This window comes from Pseudoflavonifractor sp. MSJ-30 (assembly GCF_018918045.1).
Taxonomy (GTDB): Bacteria; Bacillota; Clostridia; order Oscillospirales; family Oscillospiraceae; genus Faecousia.
This window is the reverse complement of the sequence record NZ_JAHLPU010000072.1, coordinates 1-15,377: the sequence shown is the minus strand read 5'-3', so window position 1 is coordinate 15,377 and position 15,377 is coordinate 1. Positions and strand designations below refer to the sequence as shown.

Annotated in this window: 12 protein-coding genes; 3 read left to right on the top strand and 9 right to left on the bottom strand. The window is 56.6% G+C overall.

The genetic code is table 11. From position 1 onward, the window contains the following. Positions 1–191: 191 nt before the first annotated feature. The 9 genes from bsh to dnaA form a co-directional block, all read right to left on the bottom strand. Positions 192–1,160, bottom strand: a complete 969-nt coding sequence (gene bsh, locus KQI10_RS11405; RefSeq protein ID WP_216567521.1) for a choloylglycine hydrolase — start codon at positions 1,158–1,160, stop codon at positions 192–194. A 188-nt stretch (positions 1,161–1,348) separates the two neighbouring features. Then, the gene (gene remB, locus KQI10_RS11400; protein WP_216567520.1) at positions 1,349–1,594 is read right to left on the bottom strand and encodes an extracellular matrix regulator RemB; all 246 of its coding nucleotides are present in this window, start codon (positions 1,592–1,594) and stop codon (positions 1,349–1,351) included. A 206-nt stretch (positions 1,595–1,800) separates the two neighbouring features. Next, positions 1,801–2,238: a ribonuclease HI gene (rnhA, locus tag KQI10_RS11395; RefSeq protein WP_216567519.1), complete on the bottom strand. Its 438-nt coding sequence runs from the start codon at positions 2,236–2,238 to the stop codon at positions 1,801–1,803. Continuing rightward, entirely contained in the window at positions 2,235–4,754 is a 2,520-nt protein-coding gene (gyrA, locus tag KQI10_RS11390; RefSeq protein ID WP_216567518.1) for a DNA gyrase subunit A, read from the bottom strand. Before gyrA ends, rnhA begins: the two co-directional genes overlap by 4 nt. A 274-nt stretch (positions 4,755–5,028) precedes the next feature. Then, positions 5,029–6,957: a DNA topoisomerase (ATP-hydrolyzing) subunit B gene (gene gyrB, locus KQI10_RS11385; protein WP_216567517.1), complete on the bottom strand. Its 1,929-nt coding sequence runs from the start codon at positions 6,955–6,957 to the stop codon at positions 5,029–5,031. A 269-nt stretch (positions 6,958–7,226) separates the two neighbouring features. Further along, the gene (gene recF / locus KQI10_RS11380) at positions 7,227–8,327 is read right to left on the bottom strand and encodes a DNA replication/repair protein RecF (protein WP_216567516.1); all 1,101 of its coding nucleotides are present in this window, start codon (positions 8,325–8,327) and stop codon (positions 7,227–7,229) included. Beyond that, a complete protein-coding gene (locus KQI10_RS11375) occupies positions 8,314–8,583 on the bottom strand; it encodes an RNA-binding S4 domain-containing protein (RefSeq protein ID WP_216567515.1) in 270 nt (89 codons plus the stop codon). Before KQI10_RS11375 ends, recF begins: the two co-directional genes overlap by 14 nt. Before the next feature lie 221 nt (positions 8,584–8,804). Continuing rightward, positions 8,805–9,911 carry a DNA polymerase III subunit beta gene (dnaN, locus tag KQI10_RS11370; protein ID WP_216567514.1) on the bottom strand — a complete coding sequence of 369 codons (1,107 nt, stop codon included), beginning with the start codon at positions 9,909–9,911 and terminating at the stop codon, positions 8,805–8,807. Positions 9,912–10,259: 348 nt separating this feature from the next. Then, a complete protein-coding gene (gene dnaA, locus KQI10_RS11365) occupies positions 10,260–11,576 on the bottom strand; it encodes a chromosomal replication initiator protein DnaA (protein WP_216567513.1) in 1,317 nt (438 codons plus the stop codon). A gap of 343 nt (positions 11,577–11,919) precedes the next feature. Between dnaA and KQI10_RS11360 the strand changes: the two genes are divergently transcribed. From KQI10_RS11360 to KQI10_RS11350, 3 genes are all read left to right on the top strand, one after another. Further along, a complete protein-coding gene (locus KQI10_RS11360) occupies positions 11,920–12,831 on the top strand; it encodes a YitT family protein (protein ID WP_216567512.1) in 912 nt (303 codons plus the stop codon). 155 nt (positions 12,832–12,986) lie between these two features. Further along, on the top strand, positions 12,987–14,492 hold the full coding sequence (locus KQI10_RS11355; protein ID WP_216567511.1) for an IMP dehydrogenase: 1,506 nt from the start codon (positions 12,987–12,989) through the stop codon (positions 14,490–14,492). Positions 14,493–14,794: 302 nt separating this feature from the next. Beyond that, entirely contained in the window at positions 14,795–15,271 is a 477-nt protein-coding gene (locus KQI10_RS11350; protein WP_253285267.1) for an Ada metal-binding domain-containing protein, read from the top strand. Positions 15,272–15,377 lie beyond the last annotated feature (106 nt).

Here is a 15,377-nt window from a genome sequence, read left to right as displayed (position 1 = left end):
GTTATAAATTGGGGCTGTCGGAATGTCCCCTTGGCTCCCCCTCTGGGGGAGCTGGCGTGCGCAGCACGACTGAGAGGGTAGCGGCGGAATCCGCAAGAAAGTCTCATCCATCTCGGCCCTCTCAGTCACGGCGTTTCCGCCGTGACAGCTCTCCCATAGGGAGAGCCAAGAGGTACGACAACCCCCAACCGTCAATTCTGATACCTGACCTGTTCCCCCGTCACCGGCTGATAGCAGATGAGCTTGTCTCCGTCCAGATTTTCCCGGTGCATATCCACGGCGGTGATCTGGTGGTTATCGTAGGTGGTGTAGTAATAGGTGCCCTTACTCAGGTTGCAGCAGCAGGTATAGAGGGTAATCTCGTACTCGTTTTCCTTCAGCCGGCACAGCCCACGCTGCTGGTCCACGCTGCCCAGAATATGAAAAAACTGGCTGACGGCGGACATTTCTCCGGCTTCGCACAGAGAATTCAGCTTCGTAAAGGCCACCCGCACAAAGCGGGACTGGCTAGAAAGGTCGCCGGGCAGGCCAAGACCGCCAAGGCCACGGCTGTACGCGTTCAATTCCGTACCGAAGGTATTCTCCGAAGTATCGACGCCCAGATGCCGGTAGTTATTCAGAGCAAACAGCTGGTAAGGGAAGGGGGGATTGTTGGTCATGGCCCCTACGGGGTTGTCGTAGATGTGCAGCCCGTCCGCCATGGATTCCACGGTAACGCAGCTGTCCTTATCCGCGATCATCCAGTGCAGCTGGGCCAGAGGCAGATACTCCCGGAAGGGGATATTCAGCAGATTGGCGTTTTCCAGAAAGGCGCGGACCTGCTGCACAGTCTCAAATTTTCCCAGCAGATAGGGAATCAGCTCATACTGGCAGAGGTTATTCTTGTGGGCATCTTCCGGAAAATAGGCGCAGTTCCCCACAAAGTTCAGACCGCAGACGCCCAGTCCCTTTTCGTTGAAGCCCTCATAGTAAAGGGGATAGTCCTCCATCACGGCGGCCATGCCGATGATGGCATGGTGATGGGAAAGCTCCGGCAGGGCGTGGAATTTCAGCGGGAAATTCCGGGGGGTAACGGTGATCCGGTCCCCGTAAGACCGCTCATAATCCAGCGTCCGCCCCATATAAAAGTCGCCGGGATGAAACGTAACGGCAGTGCACATAAAAAAAACGCTTCCTTTCCTTTTTCCGGTAGTATACCCCGGAAAAAGAAACGGAAACGAAACTTTTTTCAATTGACAATTGACAATGAACAATTGTCAATTATGGTGTCCCTGCGGGACGATTTTAATAGATATATTTCCGAAGAAAATACCTTAATTGTCAACTGTCAACTGTCAATTGTCAATTATTACTTTCCCAGCCGCTTTTCCAACGTATAGGCATTCAGAGCCGTGAGATGGACTTGCGAAAAGCCGTATTCGGCGGTGAGAACGTAGCTTTTCGGCAGGTCGTCACAGGGGATGACCTGGCCGTTCTCCTCCGCTTTGTTCAGAAACGCCTGGGTGCGGCGGGAATAAGAGGTATTGTCCAGGTCAAAAATACCCACAATGCTCTTGTCCCGAACCGCGAAGTCATTGCCGATGGAAAGATACATGGAGGACCTCCAAAATCCGCATAATTCGGAGCCAGTTTGGATTTTGAATTGACAATTGACAACGAACAATTGACAATTATTGTGTCCCTTCGGGACGAATTTGAAATATTTATTTCATTTCCGAAGGAAATTCCTTAATTGTCAACTGTCAATTGTCAATTGTCAATTTTTCTTCTGCCGGCCCAATTATTTCAAATCGCCCCTAATCATTTCAGCCTCTTCCACTCCCCCACCGCCAGTTCGTCGCAGCGGTTGTTCATGGGGTTGTCGGCGTGGCCCTTGACCCAATGGTAGTGCAGCTGGTGTTTCATGGTCAGCTTCAAAAGAGTGTCCCACAGGTCCGGGTTTAAGGCGGGCTTTTTGTCGCTTTTCACCCAGTTTTTCTTTTTCCAGCCCCAGGCCCAGCCTTTTTCCAGGGCATCGATGACATACTTGGAGTCGGAATACAGCTCCACCACACAGGGTTCCTTCAGGGCTTCCAGCCCCCGGATCACGGCGGTCAGCTCCATGCGGTTGTTGGTGGTGTTTAATTCGCCGCCGGAGAGCTCCTTTGTATTCCCGTTATAGCTGAGGATGGCCCCCCAGCCGCCGGGGCCCGGGTTTCCCGAGCAGGCCCCGTCGGTGTAAAGGGTCACGGTTTTCATTCCTGAGTCTCCTGGGTATCAGCAGGTTCTTCCTCCTCCTGCTCCACCCGCTCAATGGACACGACCTTGTTGCCCTCGTCAATGCGCATGACGATGACACCCTGAACGTCCCGCTTGTAGACGTTGATGGAGGATGCGGGCACCCGGATGATCACGCCGCCGTTTTCAATCAGCATTACGTCGTCCTGCTCGCCCACCACACAGCACCCGGCCACTGCGCCGGTTTTTGCCGTAATGTTGTAGTTTTTCAGGCCCTTGCCGCCCCGGCTCTGGGGTATCTTCTCCCCGTCGGGACCGGTGCGCAGGTATTCGGGCAGCTCGGTGCGCTTGCCGTAGCCGTTTTCGGTGACGGTGAGCAGGGTCTTGCCCGATTCCGCCTTCTGGGCGCCCACCACGTAGTCGCCGTCGTTCAGGCTGACGCCTCTGACGCCCGCGGCATCCCGGCCCATGCAGCGCACATCCGTCTCGTTGAAGCAGATGGCCATGCCCTGGGCGGTGGCGAGGATGATGTTGTCGTCGCCATTGGTGCGCAGGACGTTAATGAGGTGGTCGTCCTCCTCCAACGTCAGTGCCCGGATGCCGCCCTTGCGGTTGGTCTTCAGAGCGACGAAGGGCAGCCGCTTCACAACGCCCTTCCGGGTGGCCATGAGCAGATACTCGTTATCGTGGAATTCTCTTGTCACCACCATGGCGGTGACGGTCTCTCCGGCCTCCAGAGGCAGCACGTTGACGATGGCCGTGCCTCTGGCTGTGCGGCCCGCCTCGGGGATCTGGTAGCCCTTGCGCAGATGGACCTTGCCGCTGTCGGTGAAGAAGAGGATATAGTCGTGGGTAGAGGCGATGTTCAGGCTCTTCACATAGTCCTCTTCCTTCAGGTTCTGGGCGTTCACGCCCCGGCCGCCCCGGCTCTGGGTGCGGTAGGTGTCCACGGGCATGCGCTTGATGTAGCCGTGGTTGGAGAGGGTGAAGGCGCAGGTCTCCTCCTCGATCAGGTCCTCGATGTCGATCTCATCCTCGATGTCCTGAATCACGGTCTTCCGCTCGTCGCCGAACTTGTCCCGGATTTCAACGAGCTCCTGCCGCAGCACCCCACGGAGCTTGCTTTCGTCGGCCAGCAGCTCCTGATAATAGGCGATCTTCTGCTCCAGCTCCTTGTACTCGGCCTCCAGCTTTTCCCGGTTCAGACCCTGCAGGGCGATCAGCCGCATATCGCAGATGGCCTGGGCCTGGACGTCGTCCAGGTTAAACCTTTCCATCAGGTTCTGCTTGGCGTTGTCGTAGGAGGAGCGGATGATGTGAATGACCTCGTCAATGTTGTCCTGGGCAATGAGCAGGCCCTCCAACAGGTGTGCCCGCTCCTGGGCCTTGCGCAGATCGTACTGGGTCCTGCGAGTCAGGACCTCTTCCTGATACTTGAGGTACTCGTCCAGGATCTGCCGCAGAGATAGGATCTTTGGCTGCTTCTGGTTGTCAACCAGCGCCAGCATGATGATGGAAAAATTGGACTGGAGGGCGGTCTGCTTGAAGAGGTTGTTCAGCACCACCTGGGGGTTGGCGTCCTTTTTCAGCTCAATGACCATGCGCATGCCGTTCCGGTCCGTCTCGTCCCGCAGGTCCGAGATGCCGTCCAGGCGCTTGTCCTTCACCTGGTCGGCGATGGTCTTGATCAGCTGGCGCTTGTTCACCTGGTAGGGCAGCTCCGTGACGATGATCCTCGTCCGGTCCTTGCCGAACTCCTCGAATTCCGTCTTGGCCCGGACAATCACCTTGCCCCGGCCCGTGGCGTAGGCCGCCCGGATGCCGCTGCGGCCCATGATAATGCCACCGGTGGGGAAGTCAGGTCCCGTAATGTGATCCATCAGGTTCACCAGAGTACACTCCGGGTCGTCCAGCACGCAGATGCAGGCGTTGATGACCTCCGTCAGGTTGTGGGGCGGGATATTGGTGGCCATGCCCACGGCGATGCCGGAGGAGCCGTTGACCAGCAGATTGGGGAACCGGCTGGGCAGCACCCGGGGCTCCTTCCGGGTTTCATCAAAGTTGGGATCCCAGTCCACGGTGTCCTTGTCAATGTCCCGGAGCATTTCGTTGGAAATTTTGCTCAGGCGCGCCTCGGTGTAACGGTAGGCCGCGGGGGGATCGCCGTCCACGGAGCCGAAGTTGCCGTGGCCGTCCACCAGAAGGTAGCGCATGGAAAAGTCCTGGGCAAGCCGGACCATGGCGTCGTATACGGAGGCGTCGCCGTGGGGATGGTATTTACCCAGCACATCGCCCACGCAGGTGGCCGATTTCTTGAAAGGCTTGTCAGAGGTCAGGCCGCTTTCGTACATGGTGTAGAGAATGCGGCGGTGGACCGGTTTCAGACCGTCCCGGACGTCCGGCAGGGCCCGGCCCACGATGACGCTCATGGCGTACTCAATATAGGACTTCTCCATTTCCTCCACCAGGTGGGATTCGGTAATCACCTGGTCGGGAAAGGCAATGTCCTCCGGTTTGTAGCTTCTGTTATGTGCCATATAGCACCTCCAAAACTTTTTGGCAATTGAACATTCCTGTCATTGCGAACCAGCGCGCACGCTGGTCAACGTATCAAGAAAGCCCCAAAGATAGCATGTCATTCCGAACCAGTCCGCAGACTGGTGTGGGAATCCCCCGGTTGAACGTAAAAACTGTCGGTTTAGGAGCCAAGCTGTTTGAAAATCCGGGGGATTGCCACGGCAGTGTGCGCACTGCCTCGCAATGACATGGTTTTTCGACAGCCTCCTGACTGTCTCGCAATGACAGCCCGTTTCAGAAATCCAGATTCACCGCGTATTTCGCGTTGCGCTCGATCCAGTCTTTTCTGGGCTCTACCTGCTCGCCCATGAGGACGGTGAAAATCTCGTCCGCCCGGGCGGCGTCGTCCAGAGTGATCCGGCGCAAAGAACGCTGCTCCGGGTCCATGGTGGTCTCCCACAGTTCGTGGGGGTCCATTTCACCAAGGCCCTTGTACCGGGCAATGTCCACCTTGGCGTTGGGGTTGTCAGAACGCATCTGGGCGGAAACCTGATCCCGCTGCTCGTCGGAGTAGGCAACCTTGGTGGTCTTGCCTCTCGTCAGCTTGTACAGGGGCGGCACGGCGGAGTACACATAGCCGTTTTCGATCATAGGCCGCATATAGCGGAAGAAGAATGTCAGCAGCAGCGTCCGAATATGGGCGCCGTCCACGTCCGCATCCGCCATGATGATGACCTTGTGGTAGCGGAGTTTTTCAATGTCAAATTCCTCTCCGATGCCCGCGCCCAGAGCCACGATCAGGGGGTAGAGCTTGTCATTGCCGTAAATCTTATCGGCTCTTGCCTTTTCCACGTTGAGCATTTTGCCCCACATGGCCAGAATGGCCTGGAACCGGGAATCTCTGCCCTGGATGGCAGAGCCGGCAGCGGAATCGCCCTCCACGATGTAGATCTCGCACAGGCTGGGGTCCCGCTCGTTGCAGTCCTGGAGCTTGTCCGGCATCTGGCCGGATTCCAGGCCCGTTTTCCGGCGGATGGATTCTCTGGCCTTTCGGGCAGCCTCTCTGGCCCGGTTGGCCATCATGGCTTTTTCCAGAATCTGCCTGGCGATCTGGGGGTGTTCCTCAAAATAGGTGGAAAGCTGGTCATTGACCACCTGGTCCACCAGAGTTCGGATATAGGCGTTGCCCAGCTTTGCCTTGGTCTGGCCCTCGAACTGGGCGTCCGTCAGCTTTACGGAAATAATGGCGGCAATGCCCTCCCGGCAATCTTCGCCGGAGACCTTGTCGTCTCCCTTGATAATGCCATTTTTTGCGCCGTAGGCGTTGAGCACCCGGGTCAAAGCGGTTTTGAAGCCGGTTTCGTGCATGCCGCCCTCGGGGGTGCGGACGTCGTTGGCGAAGCTCATCATGAATTCGTTGTAGCCGTCGTTGTACTGCATGGCGATTTCCGCGCTGGCATCCCCTTTGTTGCCGGACATGTAGATCACGTCCTCAAACACCGGGGTCTTGTTCCGGTTGCACCAGCGGACGAATTCCCGGATACCGCCCTCAAAGCACATGGTATCGGACTTCTTGTCCTCCTCCCGGTCGTCGGTGATGCAAATGGACAGGCCCGCGTTCAGGAAGGCTTCTTCCCGCATGCGCTCGTGGAGAATTTCATAGTCATAGACCAGCGTGTCAAACATCTCCGGGTCCGGCTGGAAGGTGACCTCGGTGCCGGTGTGGTCCGTGGTGCCTACGATTTTCATTTCCTGAGTGATGTGACCCCGGGCGAACTTCATTTCGTAGATATTTCCGTTCTTATGAACCCGGACGCACAGCCACTGGGACAGGGCGTTGACAACGGACGCGCCTACGCCGTGCAAGCCGCCGGAGACCTTATAGCCGCCGCCGCCGAATTTGCCGCCGGCGTGCAGCACCGTGTAAACAACCTCCAACGCGGGCCGGCCGGTCTGGGGCTGGATGTCCACGGGGATACCACGGCCGTCATCGGTAACGGTAATGGAATTGCCGGGGTTGATGGTCACGGTAATGTGCTTACAGTATCCGGCCAGCGCCTCGTCAATGGCGTTGTCCACGATCTCATAGACCAGATGGTGCAGACCGGAAGAAGACGTGGAGCCGATATACATACCGGGCCGCTTCCGGACCGCTTCCAGCCCTTCCAGCACCTGAATCTGCTCCGCGCCATATTCCTGGGTTACTTTTGTTTCGTCAGACATTGTTGTCCTCCATCTTTTAACATTTTGTGTCGATGATACGCTGTCGTGTTCTATATCTATATACAGTGGGAGAAAACTTTTTTTAATTGACAATTGACAATGGACAATTGACAATTGACAATTGTTGTATTTCCTGCGGAAATGTTTTGAAATAAAGCATTATTGAACGGAATCCCAGAAAATAATCTTGGAAACCAAACCGGATCTATTATAAAATCCGTCCCGCAGGGACACCATAATTGTCAATTGTTAATTGTCAATTGTCAATTTCAAACCACTTCCCCGTTGGATATCTCCATCGTCCTCCCCAATCTCGTAAACCTTCCCGGTTCGCAGCAGGTGATAAACACCTGGCCGGAATGGATCTGGTTCAGGACGAAATCCTGGCGTTTTTCGTCCAGTTCGGAGAGAACATCGTCCAGAAGCAGCACCGGTTCTTCCCCGAATTCCCGTTTCATCAGCTCCCGTTGGGCCAGCTTCAGGCTGATGGCGGCCGTCCGGGTCTGGCCCTGGGAGCCGTAGGCTTTCAGGTCGATGCCGGAGAGGGTAATGGTAAAGTCGTCCTTGTGGGGACCGGTGAGACATTGGCCGGATTGGAGTTCCGCCCGGTGGTGGCTTTCCAGATGGTCGTGAAGCGCCTCTGTCATCTTCGGCACCGGAGCGAAGGGATCCGAAATCGTGGAAACCGTCTTGTATTCCAGAGAAAATGCCTCGCTGCCCCCGGAAAACTGGTCGTGAAACAGGGCGGCCTCCCGGCCCAGACCCTCAAAGAACCTGGCCCGGTAGGAGATGAGCAGGGCCCCCACCTGACAGAGCCGCTCGTTGTAGTCCGGCAATATGGACAGCAGGCGAATATCCTCATTACTGTCCTTCAGAATCCGGCTTTTCTGCTCCAGAATCCGATTGTACTCCATTAAGGCGGCCTCATAGTTGGGCCGCAGGGCGCAGAGCACGGAATCCGCGAATCTTCTTCTGGCGGCGGCGCCGCTTTTCAGGATCATCAGATCCTCCGGGCAGAACAGCACCGTGGGCAGCACGCCGACCAGATCCGCGGCGCTTTTCTTCCTGACGCCGTTCTGCCACAGCTGCCGGGGCCGTCCGCCGGGGAACAGCACCCAGCGAATGGTCTGCTCCCGGTTCTGGGAGGACACCTTTCCATCCAGTTCCCCAAAATCCTCAGAAAAGCGAATCATTTCCGTGGTTCTCTGGGCACGGAAGCTCTTGCCGCTGCCCAGGTATCCAATGGCCTCCAGCAGATTCGTCTTTCCCTGGGCGTTCCTGCCCACAATCAGATTTACCCCGGGGTCGAAGGAAAAACACGCATCGGCGTAGTTCCGAAACCCCCGAAGATTCAGCTCACACAGCCGCATGGCCGGTGATTTTGTAGGTCTCGCCGTTAAAGCAGAAGCAGTCGCCGCCGCGCAGCTTCTTGCCCCGCATGGTGCAAACCTCTCCGTTGACGGTGACAAGGCCGTTGACGGTGACAAGGCCCTCGGCAATGACCGCCTTGGCCTCGCCGCCGGTGGCAACCAGCGCGGCGAATTTCAGGGCTGCCTCCAGCTTGATATACTCCGTCTCAATGGGCAGGAGTTTCGTTTCATCCTTTTTCCTGACGGTTACTTTCATAAAAAACGTTCCTTTCGCAATGGCTTCCCTTGGGGGAAGCTGGCAGGGCGAAGCCCGCACCTGTGAGGGGCGGCAGGCAGAACTGATTTGGAACCAGCCCATGCAGTTACCTATCTGTTTCCTGCAGCAGGATTGCAAATGTTTCTCCTCATTGTTTCTGCGTATCGCCCCTCATCCGACCCGCCTTGCGGCGGGCCACCTTCCCCCAGGGGAAGGCTTTATTACCCTTTTATTCTAACCGGCAGCACCATGTAGGCAAAGTCATACTTCGTATCCACAGGGGTCAGGACAATGGGGCTCAGGCCGTTGGTCAGTTCCAGCGTGACCTCCTCGCTGGGCACTGCCCGCAGAGCCTCGATCAGATATTTGACGTTGAAGCCGATCTCTGTCTCCTGTCCGTCGCCGGCAAAGGAGCACTTGTCCTCGGCGGCGCCCAGGGTGTTGGAGGTGCGCATCTGGACCTCCTGATTGGAGAAGACACAGCGCACGGGGCTTTTGTTCTTTTCGGAGACGATCAGCCCCACGCGCTCCACGCTCTGGGCAAAATCCGAGACATTTGCCACCAGCTTGATGGGGCTGCCCGTGGGCACCACCCGCCGCCAATCCAGGAAGTCTCCTTCCAGCAGGCGGCAGACCAGAGTGGCAGAGCCCACCTGGAAGAGAATGTGCTTGCTGCCCAGCAGGAAGGAGGCGGGATCCTCGGAATCCGTCAGAATCTTTTCCAGTTCCTTCAGGCCCTGGGAGGGAACGACGAAGCTCATCTCCCGGCCAAGCCCCTCCTCGGGGTGATAGGTTCGCCGGGCCAGACGGAAGCCGTCCACGGCAACGGTGGTCACAGAGGTATCGGATACCTCGAATTTTACGCCGTTGTGGATAGGCCGGGCCTGATTGTCGGCCACCGCGAAGATGGTTCCGGAAATCAGCTCCTTCAGCCGGTTCTGGGGAATCTGGATAGGCCGCCCGTCATTGACGTCCGGCAGCTCGGGGTAATCCTCGGCGTTTTCCGCGGAAATGGTAAAGGAGGCGAAGCCCGCCCGGATGGATACCTTGAAGGAAGGATCCACCACAACGGTAACAGACCCTTCCGGCAGACGGCGGACAATGTCGCCGAAGAGTTTGGAGGGCAGGATACATTCGCCGGGTTCTCTTACATCGGCTTCAATATCATAGGTAATGCCGGTCTCCATATTATAACCTGTGAGGGAAATACCGTTTCCGGCTCTGCACAGGATGCCCTCGATCAGGCTCAGAGAGCTTTTGACCGCTACGGTACGGGACGCGATATTGAGTCCCTGAAGCAGCTGATTTTTTTCACAGGTAAAGCGCATGCGCGTTCATCCTTTCTTGTATTACGATAAAGATATATATTTATTTACAGGATATTAGGTAGTAACAGCCGCAGTAGGAGAAATTTATGTGGAAAACCGGGGAATCTCCTAGAGGCGGCGCTGTTTTTTGTCCACACCCGACTGTGGAAACTTTCAATTCTTTCCACAGGGCCTGTGAACGGAATTTTTGCCCGGATTTTTTCCACAGGTTATCTTTTCACATTTCACAGGGGCTGTGGAGAAAATTTGGGGTGCGGTAAACTGCTCAGCGGTTCCGCCCAAGAGTCTGTACCGCCCCTCATCAGTCACGGCCCTTTGCCGCGACAGCTTCCTCTGGGGGAAGCCATTTTACAGGCAGGCGTTGATATTGGCCGTGATGGTCTGAATGTTATCCTGAATGGTCTTGTCGCCGTTTTTCAGGGCGACTTCAACCTTCCGGATGGCGTAGAGGACCGTGGAATGGTCCTTGGCGAATTCCTTGCCGATGTCGGGCAAACTCAGATTCGTCAGCTTACGGATGAGATACATGGCCATCTGCCGGGCTTCGGCCACGCCCTTGTTTTTAAGCGTCCCCCGCAGCACGTTTTCGTCCACGGAGTAGAACTTGCAGACCTGACTGATAATCAGGCTGGGGGTGGGCAGGGAATTGCCCTCGGATTTGAACATATCGTCAATGGCCCGGCTGACGTTTGGCAGGTCCAGGGGCATGTTGTTCAGATCCCGGTAGGCCAGGATTTTCTTCACCGTGCCCTCCAGCTGCCGGACGTTGTTGGTGACGTTGATGGCGATGTAGTTCAGCACGTCGTCCGTCAGGGTCAGCCCCAGACTTTTGGCCTTGTTTTTGAGGATGGCCATTCGGGTCTCATAATCCGGGGGCTGAATGTCCGCCAGCAGACCCCATTCAAAACGGGTCCGCAGCCGGTCTTCCAGAGTCAGCATATCGCTGGGCTTCCGGTCGGAGGTCATGACGATCTGCTTGTGCTCCTCGTAGAGCTTGTTGAAGGTATGGAAGAACTCCTCCTGGGTGGATTCCTTACCGGCGATAAACTGAATATCATCGATGAGGAACAGGTCACTTTCCCGGTATTTACTACGGAATTCGATATTTTTGCCGTTGGCAATGGCGGCAATCAGTTCATTGGTGAACTCGTCGCCCTTGATGTAGACGATGTTGGCGTTGGGGTTCTGTTTGCGGATGCCGTTGGCAATGGCGTAGAGCAGATGGGTCTTACCCACACCGGCGGGACCATAGATAAACAAAGGATTGTACACCTGGCCCGGGGTCTTGGATACGGCAATGGCCGCGGAATGGGCAAACCGGTTGGAGGGGCCCACCACGAAATTATCAAAGGTGAACTGGGGGTTGAAGTCCATGGAGGGGGCAGCGGCCTTTCCCTTGTTGAGATAGTTTTCCCGCTCCTCGTCTCCGAAAACCAGCAATTTGGCGTCGGAATTAAAAATTTCCTTCAGGGCATCCTGAACGTAGTCGGTGCACCGGCGGCGGATGATCTCCCGGCGGAAGTCGGAAGGGGAGTACAGAATCAGATTGCTTTCGTTCAGCTCCACCACCTCCGCGTCGTCGAACCAGGCCGACACGGTCACAGCCCCCAGCCGCTCCTCCATATGGCTGAGGATCTTTGCCCAGACATAGGCAGATGAATACATGGCTTGCTCCTCTCTTTATTTACTCGCCCATCCTACCCGGCTTGCTTCTGGATGGGCATGATACGGCATAATATTTCATCCTCTATTGTAGCACATTTTTCCACAGATTACAACCACTTTTCCACAGGCATTGTATGGAAGGGTTGAACAAAAACCGGCAGAAAATCCCGGCGATATTTGCCCCCATTCCGGGAAATCCCCTCTTGACCCTGAGGGCTATGCTATGCTATAGTATTGTAACCATAAATTACGGTTCGGTCAAATTGGAGGGAAGCGGGTTCTGCACAGCCATTTGACCGAAAACTATTACATAACGAGGTTAAAAACGGAAAAAATGCGGAATATGAAACGGGTCTGGACCTATCTTGTGATCGTCGCCGTGGCCATGCTGGCGGCGCTGAACTATGAACTGTTCGTCTTTCCCAATTCCTTCGCCCCTTCGGGACTGAACGGCATCTGCACCATTATCCAGGAGGTCAGCGGCATCAGCGTAGGCTATATGAGCCTGCTGATCAATATCCCTCTGGCGCTGATCGTCTATTATAAGGTCAGCAAGCCCATTGCCGTGCGGAGCATGGTCTATGTGGTGGTGTTTTCCGTGGGCCTTCTGATTCTGGACAGGGTGGATATGTCCGCCATTGCCTATTCCACCAAGACCGGCACCAGCCGGATTCTGGGACCTCTGACCGCCGGCATCGTCATGGGGTATGTATACGCCATTCTGATGAAGGCCAGCGCCTATACCGGCGGCACGGATTTCGTTGCCGCCGTCCTGCACAGCAAGTACCCGGAGAAGAGCGTCTACGGCCTGAGCTTCATTATGAACGCCATGGTGGCCGTTGCCAGCTATTTTGTCTATGACTACAAGGTGGAACCGGTGCTGCTGTGCATCCTCTATTCCTTCGCCACCACCACCATGGCGGAGCGTTTTCTGAAAAACGGCCGCAGCGCCGTGCGCTTTGAGATCGTCACCAACTACCCCGAGGAGATATCCAAAGAGATCATCTCCAAGCTCCATCATACGGCGACGGTGTTTCCCGCCAAGGGCATGTACAACGGCAAGGAAGTGGACATCGTCATGTGCGTGGTGAACAACAGTCAGATGGCTGCCCTGTCCGCCATTGTGGAGCGGTATCCCCATACCTTTGCCATTATGAGTCAGGTCAGCGAAGTCGTCGGCAACTTCCGCCATTACTCCCGCCAGGGCCAGGAGGTCGTCCCGGTACTGGACCAGGGAGACGGAAAGACGGTGTAGTTCCCTAATTGACAATTGACAATGAACAATTGTCAATTATTGTGTCCCTGCGGGACGAATTTCAAATCATTTCCGAAGGAAATACCTTAATTGTCAATTCTTAATTTCCGGTTTGTCACATCAACAGAGAAGAATTCTAAGGAGGAAAACGAACCATGGCTTATTACTATCCCGAACCCAGCCACACCTTCAGCGAGTACCTTCTGGTGCCCGGCTACACATCCGAGGAATGCGTTCCGGATCGGGTGAGCTTGAAGACCCCGCTGGTCAAGTACCGCAAGGGCCAGGAAGAGCCCGCCATTTCTTTGAACATTCCGCTGACCTCTGCCGTGATGCAGTCCGTGTCCAACGACACGCTGGCCATTGCTCTGGCCAAAGAGGGCGGCATCAGCTTCATTTTCGGCTCCCAGTCCATTGAGAGTCAGGCGGCTATGGTCTCCAAAGTCAAGCACCACAAGGCAGGCTTCGTTACCTCCGCTTCCAACCTGACCCCGGAAAACACGCTGGCGGACGTGCTGGCTCTGAAGGCAAAGAACGGCTTCTCCACCGTGGCCATCACCGACGACGGCACCGCCAACGGCAAGCTCCTGGGCATCGTGTCCAGCCGGGACTACCGTGTGTCCCGCATGGAGCCTACAGACAAGGTTTCCTCCTTCATGACCCCCCGGGAAAAGCTGATCACCGCCCCCGCGGATACCTCTCTGAAGGTCGCCAACGACATCATCTGGGAAAACAAGCTGAACAGCCTGCCCATCGTGGACGAAAACGACCACCTGCTGTATTTCGTCTTCCGGAAGGACTACGCCTCCCATAAGGCCAACCCCCTGGAACTGCTGGACGGCCGGAAGCGCTATCTGGTTGGCGCGGGCATCAACACCCGGGACTATGAAAAGCGGATCCCTGCCCTGCTGGAAGCCGGTGTGGATGTGCTGGTCATTGACTCCTCCGAGGGCTACACCTGCTGGCAGAAAAAGACCATCGAGTGGGTGCGGAAAACCTACGGCGACACCGTGAAGATCGGCGCGGGCAACGTGGTGGACCGGGACGGCTTCCGGTTCCTGGCCGAGGCCGGCGCGGACTTCGTAAAGGTGGGCATCGGCGGCGGCTCCATCTGCATCACGAGAGAGACCAAGGGCATTGGCCGGGGCCAGGCCACGGCCCTCATTGAAGTGGCGGCTGCCCGGGATCAGTACTTCCAGGAGACCGGCGTGTATGTGCCCATCTGCTCCGACGGCGGCATTGTCCACGACTACCACATGACTCTGGCTCTGGCCATGGGCGCGGATTTCCTGATGCTGGGCCGGTACTTCGCCCGCTTTGACGAAGGCCCCACCCCCAAGGTCATGGTCAACGGCGCATATATGAAGGAATACTGGGGCGAGGGCTCCAACCGCGCCCGGAACTGGCAGCGCTACGATCTGGGCGGCGCCACCAAGCTGAGCTTTGAGGAGGGCGTGGACTCCTACGTCACCTACGCCGGCCCCCTGCACGACAACGTGGAGGCTTCCCTGTACAAGGTCAAGTCCACCATGTGCAACGTGGGCGTTACCAACATCCCCGACCTCCAGCGGGACGCCAAGCTGACTCTGGTATCCTCTGTCTCCATTGTGGAGGGCGGCTACCACGATGTAACCCTGCGGTCCAGCAACCCCGTAAAGTAAGAAAAACGTCCCCTGTACCGCTGTCGGTACAGGGGATTAGACTGTCGGAAAGTCCCTAACGGGCTTTTCCGACGTTCCTTTGATGCGGACCGCCCCTGTTTCTTCGCAGGAGCCCATGCCCACATCGGCCCGTGGCTGGCGGTATGGGCGTGTCCGTTTTTTCTGACCGCTCCGGAATCGTACCCAGCGAGGCGATGAGGGCATCGCCCCCTACGAGAAATCGCATCTTTTATTCCGCCCCACGCAGGTGCCGTCTTCTCCCCGGAGAAGACGGCAGTCAAATAAAAAAGAGGATAATCCGGATGAAAGCAAAACACTTCCTGCCGCTTCTCGCGGCGGTAATCGCTGCCTGCGCGTTGATTCTGGGTCTGGGTGGGAAGAAAACCACCAAAGGCACCCTGCCTCCGGCCGTACCTTCGGTCAGCACCACAGCCCCCCGGCAGACGGAGGAAACGGAGACAACGGCGGGGACGGCAGCAGCAACAGCCACTTCTGCCGCGGCGGAACCTACGGAAACCACCGAAGCCGCCGCGGAAACCACGAAAGCGGAGACCACGGTGCCCGAAACGGAAGCCCCCGCAACGGCACCGGAGACCCGGTCCGCCGGAGAGGAAGAAAACGAACGGGACTACGTGGCAAACAAAAATACCCTCAAATTCCACTACCCAACCTGCTCCAGTGTGGAAAAGATAAAACCCTCCAACCGCTGGGACTTCCACGGCACCCGGGAAGAACTCATCGCCAAGGGCTACGCGCCATGTAAACGGTGCAGTCCGTAAAAATGAATAAATGCCCTGTCCACATTGGGGCTGGGTCCCTCCGGGGGCCCCTTTCTTGTCCCGCCAAGAAAGGGGGAAAGAATGCGGCCCAAAGGGCCGTGACTGA

What these genes read in the sequence shown, in the direction of transcription:
- KQI10_RS11375 (WP_216567515.1), bottom strand. Translation starts at nt 8,583, where the DNA reads ATGAAAGTAACCGTCAGGAAAAAGGATGAAACGAAACTCCTGCCCATT.
- bsh (WP_216567521.1), bottom strand. Translation starts at nt 1,160, where the DNA reads ATGTGCACTGCCGTTACGTTTCATCCCGGCGACTTTTATATGGGGCGG.
- gyrA (WP_216567518.1), bottom strand. Translation starts at nt 4,754, where the DNA reads ATGGCACATAACAGAAGCTACAAACCGGAGGACATTGCCTTTCCCGAC.
- rnhA (WP_216567519.1), bottom strand. Translation starts at nt 2,238, where the DNA reads ATGAAAACCGTGACCCTTTACACCGACGGGGCCTGCTCGGGAAACCCG.
- remB (WP_216567520.1), bottom strand. Translation starts at nt 1,594, where the DNA reads ATGTATCTTTCCATCGGCAATGACTTCGCGGTTCGGGACAAGAGCATT.
- recF (WP_216567516.1), bottom strand. Translation starts at nt 8,327, where the DNA reads ATGCGGCTGTGTGAGCTGAATCTTCGGGGGTTTCGGAACTACGCCGAT.
- gyrB (WP_216567517.1), bottom strand. Translation starts at nt 6,957, where the DNA reads ATGTCTGACGAAACAAAAGTAACCCAGGAATATGGCGCGGAGCAGATT.
- KQI10_RS11360 (WP_216567512.1), top strand. Translation starts at nt 11,920, where the DNA reads ATGAAACGGGTCTGGACCTATCTTGTGATCGTCGCCGTGGCCATGCTG.
- KQI10_RS11350 (WP_253285267.1), top strand. Translation starts at nt 14,795, where the DNA reads ATGAAAGCAAAACACTTCCTGCCGCTTCTCGCGGCGGTAATCGCTGCC.
- KQI10_RS11355 (WP_216567511.1), top strand. Translation starts at nt 12,987, where the DNA reads ATGGCTTATTACTATCCCGAACCCAGCCACACCTTCAGCGAGTACCTT.
- dnaA (WP_216567513.1), bottom strand. Translation starts at nt 11,576, where the DNA reads ATGTATTCATCTGCCTATGTCTGGGCAAAGATCCTCAGCCATATGGAG.
- dnaN (WP_216567514.1), bottom strand. Translation starts at nt 9,911, where the DNA reads ATGCGCTTTACCTGTGAAAAAAATCAGCTGCTTCAGGGACTCAATATC.